General features: G+C 38.7%; 9 protein-coding genes and 6 pseudogenes. 6 read left to right on the forward strand and 9 right to left on the reverse strand.

Annotated elements, in window-relative coordinates; genetic code table 11:
• Both JCM2765_RS14915 and JCM2765_RS19380 read right to left on the reverse strand, forming a co-directional pair.
• Nucleotides 1-483: pseudogene (locus JCM2765_RS14915) on the reverse strand (mononucleotidyl cyclase); the annotation flags it as partial.
• 11 nt (nt 484-494) lie between these two features.
• Nucleotides 495-1,036, reverse strand: a pseudogene (locus tag JCM2765_RS19380) (Pycsar system effector family protein).
• 166 nt (nt 1,037-1,202) lie between these two features.
• Here JCM2765_RS19380 and JCM2765_RS16860 point away from each other — a divergent pair.
• From JCM2765_RS16860 to JCM2765_RS14930, 3 genes and pseudogenes are all read left to right on the forward strand, one after another.
• Nucleotides 1,203-1,289 (forward strand): putative holin-like toxin, encoded by an 87-nt coding sequence (locus JCM2765_RS16860; RefSeq protein ID WP_153152501.1) that lies wholly within the window; start codon nt 1,203-1,205, stop codon nt 1,287-1,289.
• A 230-nt stretch (nt 1,290-1,519) separates the two neighbouring features.
• Nucleotides 1,520-2,820 (forward strand): annotated as a pseudogene (locus JCM2765_RS14925) (Y-family DNA polymerase).
• Nucleotides 2,813-3,121, forward strand: a complete 309-nt coding sequence (locus JCM2765_RS14930) for a hypothetical protein (protein ID WP_054737390.1) — start codon at nt 2,813-2,815, stop codon at nt 3,119-3,121. Before JCM2765_RS14925 ends, JCM2765_RS14930 begins: the two are co-directional and overlap by 8 nt.
• A 231-nt stretch (nt 3,122-3,352) precedes the next feature.
• On the opposite strand, the gene JCM2765_RS14935 is transcribed toward JCM2765_RS14930, so the two are convergent.
• Genes JCM2765_RS14935 through JCM2765_RS14950 form a run of 4 tightly spaced genes read right to left on the reverse strand, consistent with a single transcriptional unit; the run spans nt 3,353 to nt 4,933 of the window.
• Nucleotides 3,353-3,688 (reverse strand): hypothetical protein, encoded by a 336-nt coding sequence (locus JCM2765_RS14935; protein WP_054737391.1) that lies wholly within the window; start codon nt 3,686-3,688, stop codon nt 3,353-3,355.
• A 24-nt stretch (nt 3,689-3,712) separates the two neighbouring features.
• On the reverse strand, nt 3,713-4,111 hold the full coding sequence (locus JCM2765_RS14940) for a hypothetical protein (RefSeq protein WP_054737392.1): 399 nt from the start codon (nt 4,109-4,111) through the stop codon (nt 3,713-3,715).
• A gap of 41 nt (nt 4,112-4,152) precedes the next feature.
• A complete protein-coding gene (locus tag JCM2765_RS14945) occupies nt 4,153-4,602 on the reverse strand; it encodes a hypothetical protein (protein WP_054737393.1) in 450 nt (149 codons plus the stop codon).
• Entirely contained in the window at nt 4,595-4,933 is a 339-nt protein-coding gene (locus JCM2765_RS14950) for a hypothetical protein (RefSeq protein WP_054737394.1), read from the reverse strand. The genes JCM2765_RS14945 and JCM2765_RS14950 overlap by 8 nt, the downstream gene beginning before the upstream one ends.
• A gap of 335 nt (nt 4,934-5,268) precedes the next feature.
• Between JCM2765_RS14950 and JCM2765_RS14955 the strand changes: the two genes are divergently transcribed.
• The gene (locus JCM2765_RS14955) at nt 5,269-5,550 is read left to right on the forward strand and encodes a type II toxin-antitoxin system Phd/YefM family antitoxin (protein ID WP_054737395.1); all 282 of its coding nucleotides are present in this window, start codon (nt 5,269-5,271) and stop codon (nt 5,548-5,550) included.
• Nucleotides 5,547-5,772 (forward strand): annotated as a pseudogene (locus JCM2765_RS14960) (type II toxin-antitoxin system YafQ family toxin); the annotation flags it as partial. The gene JCM2765_RS14955 and the pseudogene JCM2765_RS14960, both read left to right, overlap by 4 nt.
• 361 nt (nt 5,773-6,133) lie before the next feature.
• Here the strand turns inward: JCM2765_RS14960 and JCM2765_RS14965 are convergent.
• The 3 genes and pseudogenes from JCM2765_RS14965 to JCM2765_RS17600 form a co-directional block, all read right to left on the reverse strand.
• Nucleotides 6,134-7,121, reverse strand: a pseudogene (locus JCM2765_RS14965) (IS30 family transposase).
• A gap of 128 nt (nt 7,122-7,249) precedes the next feature.
• On the reverse strand, nt 7,250-8,041 hold the full coding sequence (locus JCM2765_RS14970) for a hypothetical protein (protein WP_054737396.1): 792 nt from the start codon (nt 8,039-8,041) through the stop codon (nt 7,250-7,252).
• A gap of 235 nt (nt 8,042-8,276) precedes the next feature.
• Nucleotides 8,277-8,721, reverse strand: a pseudogene (locus tag JCM2765_RS17600) (IS5 family transposase); the annotation flags it as partial.
• A gap of 92 nt (nt 8,722-8,813) precedes the next feature.
• On the opposite strand from JCM2765_RS17600, the gene JCM2765_RS14980 reads away from it, so the two are divergent.
• Nucleotides 8,814-9,359, forward strand: a 546-nt coding sequence (locus JCM2765_RS14980) for a type I restriction endonuclease (protein WP_162231425.1), incomplete at its 3' end; no start/stop codon positions are given.

A 9,359-nucleotide genomic window follows, 5' to 3' on the forward strand; every position in this document is an offset into this window, starting at 1 on the left:
AATTCTTCGTTTATAGTGCTTAGAAAAGAGATTATTTATTATTCCTAATAGAGGATTGAACATAGAGGCTGATTCTAAAGCTTCTATAACATCAGATCTGTCTTTATATTCACCTGATTTATCTTTGTTTTCAATAAATATTGCTGAAACACAGTCCCCAACAATATTTATTTCCCTACAACACTCATGACTTCTTAAAACTGCAATTATTTCGCTAATATAGGATCTATAAAATCTGGCTATTATTCTTCTTTCATATCCCTCTTTTTTAATCAGTTTAGAAGAGTTTCGTATATCAATAAAAAAAGCGGTATTTTTGACGTAAGCACCATTAGTGTAACTTAATGCGTTATCTAAACTAGGCAAGTAATCCAGATGATCAAATTTATTTGTATCTGTTAGAATCTTTTTTATTACATCTTCAGCTGTACTTAGATCAAAAGACTTGAAATTAATTGTACTATTTCCCATTTTATTTTCCATGTCCTTCCATATTAATTGATAGATAGTCCAATAGATGCTATCAGTGTGACTAGAAAAATTGTCCCAAAGCCTAAACATATAAATTTGATACCAATATTGCAGTTTTTCATTTTTGTATCAGCAATATTGGCATTAACAAATATTTGATTAACTAGGTCATCATTGGGATTAAAATCTTTGCAGAAGTAATTTTTCATTTCGTTTAGCCCATTTTGAGATATATCGCCAAAAAAATGTGGGATTGTTGATGGGAAATGTTTTTCAATCTAGGTATAAGGGTAAAAAATAAATAGAATCCACCAATAAAGACTAATATTAATCCAATTACTAGCAGAAAAATAAGTACCGTTAAAAAAATTTTATCTTTGATAAAAAGATAGTGGATACAATTTACTACAACACCATAGAAGCGAGAGCTTATCAATAAAGTAAATAACACCCCAATTGCTGATAATAAGACTGAAGCTTTTGTATCTGATTTTTGTATCCAATCTAATTGCTTGTCTAATAGATATTGTAAATACTTGGTTTTTTCACAATTATTATCGTTCATTGCCTAGTCCATCTCTCTTCTTGTATAATTGAGCTTGTAGAAAAGTTAAGACGGTGGCTATTTCCAATCGGAGGTGGTGCTTATGGTGTTAAACCTTTAAAGCCCATAAATCCTAACGAAAGCCAGCATTAATTGTAAAGTGTCCGTTGCGGACGCTTTACAATTAATGCTGGCTTTCGGTACCTTTATCGTAGCCTTAATTGCATTAATTGTTGAGCTGATCAAAAGTCAGCAAAAAAATAATCCGTCTTAGCTTTGGCGAGCAGATGGATTATTTTTGATCTAATCTATTAAGTTTGCCACCGTCTTAAGCGGTTCTACAAGGGAAGTCCTATTCACTCGGGGCTTCCTTTTTCTGTCTACATTATAACATGACTATAACTGACTTTCGACTATTTTTAATCAGCTTTCTAGCAGCTTTTAGGGAACACGTGTTTGCCTTATATGCTACAATACAGGTAAAAGCTAACGGAAGTGATCTAAATGTTTTTTGATGATGAACCGCATGGCGTGTTCTTCTTAATCGATAACAAGTCCTTTTATGCTAGTTGCGAAGCCGTTTCCCGGGGGCTAAATCCTTTAAAAGTCCCATTAGTGGTCCTTAGTGAAGCTGAAAATACCAATGGCGGACTCATTTTAGCCACGTCACCCGAAGCTAAGCACTTATTTCATCTTAAAGCCAACGTCTCCCGTAAACGTGACTTACCCAATGACCCCAGGTTGTGGGTCGTGCCACCGCGCATGAACCTTTATATTCAACGTAATTTGCAGATCAATCAGATCTTTCATCAATTTACCACTGAAAAAGAGTTTTGGCCGTATTCAATTGATGAAAGCATTCTTGATATGACCCGTACTTGGCGGCTGTTTGGCAATTCCGTTCGCGAAGTGGCCCGCTTGATTCAAAAGACAGTTCGGCAAAAACTAGGCTTGTATACCACCGTGGGGATTGGTGACAATCCGGTTCAAGCTAAATTAGCCTTAGACCTTTACGCTAAACATAATCATGAATTGATCGGTGAAATCCATTACGAAACGGTGCCGGATAAAATTTGGTCAATTACTGAATTAACGGATGTTTGGGGGATTGGCCCCCGCATGGCGAAACGTTTGAACCGGCTTCAAATTCACAATATGTATGAGCTAGCCCACACCAACCCTTATTTACTCAAACAACAACTTGGCATCATTGGTAGCCAATTATTTGCTACGGCCTGGGGAATTGATCGCGCGCAAGTTACGGAACCAACTAAGGTTAAAGAAGCTAGCTGGGTAATTCGCAAGTATTGCCACGAGATTATTTTAACCAAGTCGAAATTGAAACCGTCATTAAAGAAATTGGGGAACAGGTGGCGGCGCGGCTTCGGCACCACCATAAACTGGCGGGGTGTCTATCGCTAAGCATTGGGTTTTCCTATGCCGCAGCTGAAGCAGATGGTCGCGGTGGCTTTAACCAGGCTTTAAAAATTGAACCAACTAATGACAATCAAGTTTTGACGCAACAATTATTGTGGTTATTCCGTCAGAATTGGGACGGTCAAGCTGTCCGGAATATTGGTGTTTATAGCAGTAAACTAAGTGCCAACTCCGGCCAACAACTTAATTTATTTGAAACCCCGCGCAACCAAATTCGCCATAGCCGGTTAAACCAGGTGATTGATGAAATTCACCGGCAATTTGGGTTCACCAAACTAGTTTACGCGACTAGTTTATTAAAGGGAGGCACCGCTATCAAGCGGGCTTCACTAGTGGGCGGACATAATGGAGGCAATAGCTATGAATAGCGATATCGAGATTATTAAGGGTCGGTTAACCTTATTGTTTAAGCGGCGTCCCCAAACCCGCTACTGGTTAATGTTGACTAATGACACCTATAATCTGTTTTTTAACAATCAACGGGCTAACGAGCGCTTGCAATCCGTTCCCTTACATAAATTAGCTAACTATGATTTAGCTAATTTAGAAAAGTTGCTAAAAGCATTACGACAAGATATAAAACTAACGATCGAATTTGTCGGCTTTACTGGGGAACGGTGGCCGGCAAGCCAAAAGCTGATTCAACGAAAGCGGGTGCCCCTTGAATAACCAAGACAAAAGGACTCCGGCTTAATTGTCAGAATCCTTTTTTGTTATCTCACCAAGGTGTCTTATGAACTTTGTAATACCAACCTTTAGCCCATTTTAGATGTGTTGTGTAGTCCCATACTTTGTATGGAGCGTGTACTTGATAACCGCCACGATCATTAGATATGTCAAAAATACTAAGAACAACATGTTTAGAATTTCCCAAATACCGATGATCAACTTTAGCATAGTTTACGTCATCAGTTTCTCGAGTTCCGAAAGAATACCAGCATTGTGTGCCTTCTTGATGAAGTATCTTTTGGCCGGAATATGGCTCTTTGTCCAACCCTCGGATTTATAGTTTTTCTCAGCCCAATAAACCGAATGCTTTGCGAAATGAATCCGTTCATATCCCCATTTACCGGTATAAGAATTACTGTATCCGTACCAATACTTATGCGATCTTAGGGACCTTGGATTCGTATAACGTGCTTTGTAACCATCTGAGGCTTGAACCGTTGATTGCTGCCAACCAAATCCTAATATTAGTGCACTACTCATTCCCAATATAATCAATAATTTTTTCAATTGACTGTCCTCTTTTTTTATTTATTAAAGACCACCATGATAATATTTAGTAGCTGTCATCCCGGGAATTTTGACATATAAATAGTGTGCCTGCCGTTTAACTATAATTGTATCCCGTCCACCTTTATACATGCCATTTTTGTGACCATGCCCTGTTAATTCATATTTATAATTTCCTAAAACTCGATATTTGACCCCGGTTACTTTTACCTCAGGCATTCCCATCCATTCAGAATAATAAGATGTTCTATTTATCTTATATTGACCCCATTCTTGTCCTCTAGGATTATAGCTCCAAGTTCCTCTAATTAAACTGGGAGTTCCTTTGTGCCAACTCGAAGCCTTAGTAATAACGTTTGTGCCACTAATTCCCAGTGTAAAACCAAACAAAATCACAATTAATTGAATCCATTTCTTTATCATTTATTCCCACCCCATATTATCCACACGATATAACCCATGGCCTAATCCTTTGACTCAACTTCCAATAATAAGCCGATATCTTTTATCGTTTGGTATTTTACTCCATATGTTGGCTTTGGTGTGTCATTTAAAATAACAGATAATTTACCAATTTTCTCTTTAGTTTTTTGATCTAAATAAAGTCGGTAACCTTCTTGATCCCTAATATTTTTTACATTTGGCAAATTTTCAACATAGTAAAGACCCCCAAAAAGATACCGTTTATTATTTACAGGGTCTCTAGCAAAAGAAATTACGTAATCAAAATCATCTAAATTACTGTTGGGACCACTATTTCGCCAAGCTGTCATTGTGAGAAAACCAGGGAAATTATTTTTTAGTAACTTAAAGGCGGGTTTGTTGGGATCACCGTCCACACTAATATTAAACTTAAATTTTGTTCTACTGGCCTGCTCTTCTGTAATTCCTAGTTCATCTAAGAAATCAAACATAACGTTCACTCCTTTCCTTCTTAAATTCTTCCGACAAATCAACATCAGTTACCTGCGCTTTAAGTGCTGAATCCAGTTTGGTTAACTTCTTCTGGTAATAATTTGATAAAAAATCAAAGGCCTGGATAATTTTTTTAAACTGCTTACTTTCATAATCATATGAGAGAGTGAGCCGAGGACGGATTTTCCCATTAACTACAAGTTGCACCTTAAAAACTCGTGTTCCCTTCAATTCAGTACCGATTGATGCTTTGTACCAAGAACCCTCTGGATGATAAACCCCATCTGTGGGGATTTTGACAAAGATTGTTGGTATAAAAACCCTAGACATTAACTACAACTTCCTTTCCTGTTGAAATACTTATTGCTCTTTTTGTTATTATATCAGAAGCCATCTGAATGTCAACTGATTTTCTAAGAATTCGAGTGTAACTCGTTCCCTCCACATATGTGATCAGTGGAACATCTATACGCAACAGACTAATCTTTGTGGTGAAGTTGACATGTTGGAACTGCTACTGACGCTTGGCATCATATAGAGGTCATCGGTGAAGTGGTTGGGGCATAAGTTCCATTGCCCCCATAACCTGGGCAAAAATCGAAATCGCAGAGTTTGTAATTTCGTACTTAATAAAGTACGAAATTAAGTACAGAAGGGTGATTTAAATGACCGTTGCTTTGACACAGAGCGATTTTCGCTCACATTTAAAAAAATATCTCGACCAAGTTAATGATGATGACGAAACTGTCTACATTGCCCGCTCGAACAACCGATCAGTCGCCGTCATTTCCCAGGAAAAAACGGATTGGTATGACCGTGCTTTGCGGGCAAAAGAAGGGTCACTGGAATATGCCGTTGCTCGCGATCAGCTGATCAAACGTCGTGTCTTGCCAGATGATGAAATTGTCGAATCCGATGACCATTATTGGGATCAGTTTAAATCATGAAAAAACTCCGATTTAAACCACGAGCAACCTTTAATGCTGACCTGAAACTGCTGGTCAGCTTGGATCGTAACATTATTGATGAAGTTCGGGCAGCCATTGATTTGCTGTTGAAAACGCATCAGCTACCCCCCGAAATTTGATAATCACGAACTCACCCGCCGATTAACCGGGTATCATGAATTCCATTTAAGTGATACACCCCCGGGAAATCAACCTAATGATGTAAGAGCCTGTTTTTAATCTTTGTTAGACCGAATCCGACTCAAGATACTCACGGAGTAACTAAATTTACTTGGGGGCATACAACTGGAACTCAGATTGAGTTAAGAAATACCAATTGGGGAGACCAAAATGTCGAAACCGAAGGAATTCAAATTGGATCTTCGGATTTGTATATTGGTATTTCCTACCATGATCTTCCTTATGCTACAAAAACCTTGGAAAATAGAATTTATACGGCTGATAAAAGCTTTTGGGATTAAAGTTATTCAAAATAGATTTTAATTAACGAAGGGTCCTTGTAAAATCAATCTTTAAAACGTTGATTTTACAAGGACCCTTCGTTTTTTATTAGCTTGAATTGTCAAATTAAGTGCAACACTACATTAAAGAATATTTCATAAGGCGTTTTCCATCCGAGACATTTACGGGGACGATTATTCATTTGTTCTGCATATGCTTGTATCCGGCGGTCAGTAATTGAATCAAGGTCAGTTCCTTTTGGCAAATATTCGCGAAGCAAGCCGTTAGTATTTTCGTTAGTTCCTCGTTGCCAAGGAGAGTGAGGATCGGGAAAGTAGAAGGGCGTACCAAACTTATCAGTTAAACATTGAACTTTGGCAAACTCTTTACCCCTATCCGGGGTAATCGTTAACGATCTACCAGGCCATAGCTTCATTAAGTCGCTCAAAGTATCCGTGACTGCTTCTGAAGTTCTTTTAGCAGCTTTACCAATAAGCAGGTAACGAGATTTTCGATCAACCAATGTAACGACACAAGCCTTTCCGCTTTTGCCTAACACGGTATCACCTTCAGTGACCAATTTCTACACGGTTGTCAGCTTCTCGCGGACGATCATGAATCTTGTTGGGGATTGGAATCTTGCCTCGCTTTTCTTGATAAGCTTTATTGTGGCGAGACTTGCCGTGATGCCTTAGATGGCGCACGGCACTAGAGCTGCCAGATTTAAACAAATTATCAAATAAGCCATTGAAAATCCCACGGTAAATAGTCGTGGTACTGATCTGCACCGGATACTTTTCGACTGCCAAGCGATTCGATATTTCCTCCGGAGACCAAAGGTCTTCGCAGAAGTGTTCTCTCACCACTTCAAACACCTGAGGATTACTCAAAAGAGAGACTCTGCCACAGTTGCCTTTGCGCTGTTTGTACTTCTCCTGAGCCTTCGAAGGTAAATAGGATTTACCAGTAGAATTACGGCTTAATTCTCGAGAAATGGTTGAGTAACTTTTCTTGATATGGCTGGCAATCTCACGAAGTGAGTTTCCATGATTCCTCATTAAAAAGATAGTTTCCCGTTCATCTATGGTAATATGCTTGTAGTGGTCCATGGCTAAATTCCTTTCATGATTGTTTTCGCAAACATCATTTTACAGAAATTTGGCCATGGGCCATTCTTTATTTAATTAGTGTTGCACTTAAAGTGTAAATTCAAGAGTAAATAATATTAATGTTATTTTTAGCTAGCTGGGGCAATTAGCAAGATAAAAGCTCCTCCGTAAGCAGCAGAAGTAATGGGCAAAGCTTTGACAGCAATCTTCCAACCATTAAAATCAGCTAAGCTTTTTCCTTTAATCAAATTATATTCATCGGTATTTCGTTGATCAAAATTAGTTAAAGCATTAGTTATTCGTTCTTTAACATAATCTTTGTAACTTAACTCACCATCTATTAATTCCTTAGACACCGCACTATTTGATGGTCCGGCGATAGATAGTGAGACAAAACGGTTTTGTTCAGACGGATCCAGCATGGATTGGTAGTCATTATAGCTATCAATACTAACGTTTTTATTAGCGATAGTTTGTAGTTGTGAGTCATGAATAGCTCCTGTAAATAAATCCGTAATTGCGGCTTCTGCAGCTTTTGTGGAATTAGTGACGATTGGATTAATTCCCTTGGTTAAATAACCACGCCAAACGTAACCACTGACTTTGCCATTACCACTGGTGACAGCGTAATAAATCGCTGATTTCCCATTATGTTTCATTTGCACGCTCTTTGAAAGGTACCAAGTAGTCTTCGGGTAATTCTTTAAATTATGGAGTTTCGTTGTGTGATATTTGCTCCATAAATAAACGGATGATTCCCCTGAATAATAAAATGGTTTTGGATTCGGATAGGCCTTAGTTTTCCCCCATGTATAGGTGGTATTAGCCTGTATCGATAAGGTCGACTGATTATTTGAAAAGCCTACGCCACCCGCTAAAGCCCCTAGGGCTAAGAAGGTGGTTAAAATAATTTTTTTCATGATTACTTCCTTCATTAATGGTAATCACCATTCTGTTTGATAGTATACCCTCTAACCTGTGAGTAACCACCGACACTGCTTAATTTAACTTTATTGTAACCTCTTTGACATAATTTTGAGAGATCTTTTACAATCAATTCTTTCAACAAAGAAGTCTTTATAACACTGAAAACATTACTTGTCCAAAAACTGTTTTATATGTGAATAGTGAACGAAGTACCTTCTTAGAGGCTGTCTAAAATCTATTAAGTAATAGTGCTAAAAATGCCAAAACGACCATTTGCAGACTGGTGGTTAATTGACGCTCACAATTTTTCCAAAGTCGCCGACAGCTCTCTAACCAACTAAAGGATTGTTCGACTACCCAACGTTGGGGCATGACTTCGAATCGATGCAACTCATTACGCTTTGCAACCTGCACGGTTGCGTTTAAATTACTTGCCATATCAAGCTGAAAATTAACGCCTGAATAGCCACCATCAACTAAGACATTTTGAACCTGTCGTAAATGCATGGCGTGTAAAGCGATCATTGCACTGACCCCATCTCGATCAGGGACGTTCGCTCGCGTCATGTGAATAGCCATTGATGTCAACTGCCAAATGGCGCTTAGTCCCCGAAATTTTCTTACCAGCGTCGTAACCTTTGTTTTCAGCAGTAGCGGTGTTTTTGACGCTCTGAGTGGCTCACTTTAGTTTAGCAGTCACAAACGCCAATTGGTTCGCGTATAATAAACTAGTGAGTAATTTAAAGGTGGGGAAGGACTGTTTTTATGTTGGAACTGTCGTTTGAAAAAGAAGTTGTTAAAACTTTAACGACCGGAAGTAATCAATGGGTGGAACGCAAAGACCTGTATGGTGCGACGCCGGATCAATTATGGGCTAATTTTCGTGATAAATTAAATAACAATAATTATGCTAAATTGCAGGGACACCCTTTAACTGATACCGAATTTAATCAGGTTAAACGGGCGATTGAGGTCCGGACACCTTACGAAGCAGCTAAGTTACTAGCCGCCGAAAATGGCATTGGCAAAGTTGAAGTTGAACGTGATGATGCTAAGCTGGGCACGGTGACGCTCGAGTTGTTTTGGAAAGCGGACGTCGCTGGTGGTAAATCTAGTTATGAAGTGGTACGGCAAGCAGTGCGACCACGGTTAGCTGGTACTCAAGATGTCGATCCTGATCGCCGGTTTGACGTAACCCTATTGATTAATGGGTTACCCTTAATTCAATTGGAACTAAAAAAAGCCACGGTCGAACTTAACCAGGCTTTTAATCAAATTGAAAAATACGCGCAGGAAGGTAAATATACGGGA

It is taken from the genome of Secundilactobacillus similis DSM 23365 = JCM 2765, from assembly GCF_001311075.1.
Taxonomy (GTDB): Bacteria; Bacillota; Bacilli; order Lactobacillales; family Lactobacillaceae; genus Secundilactobacillus; species Secundilactobacillus similis.

Excerpts from the sequence above, each read along its gene's own strand:
- JCM2765_RS14970 (WP_054737396.1), bottom strand. The coding sequence starts at position 8,041 with ATGAAAAAAATTATTTTAACCACCTTCTTAGCCCTAGGGGCTTTAGCG.
- JCM2765_RS14945 (WP_054737393.1), bottom strand. The coding sequence starts at position 4,602 with ATGTTTGATTTCTTAGATGAACTAGGAATTACAGAAGAGCAGGCCAGT.
- JCM2765_RS14955 (WP_054737395.1), top strand. The coding sequence starts at position 5,269 with ATGACCGTTGCTTTGACACAGAGCGATTTTCGCTCACATTTAAAAAAA.
- JCM2765_RS16860 (WP_153152501.1), top strand. The coding sequence starts at position 1,203 with ATGCTGGCTTTCGGTACCTTTATCGTAGCCTTAATTGCATTAATTGTT.
- JCM2765_RS14950 (WP_054737394.1), bottom strand. The coding sequence starts at position 4,933 with ATGTCTAGGGTTTTTATACCAACAATCTTTGTCAAAATCCCCACAGAT.
- JCM2765_RS14940 (WP_054737392.1), bottom strand. The coding sequence starts at position 4,111 with ATGATAAAGAAATGGATTCAATTAATTGTGATTTTGTTTGGTTTTACA.
- JCM2765_RS14930 (WP_054737390.1), top strand. The coding sequence starts at position 2,813 with ATGAATAGCGATATCGAGATTATTAAGGGTCGGTTAACCTTATTGTTT.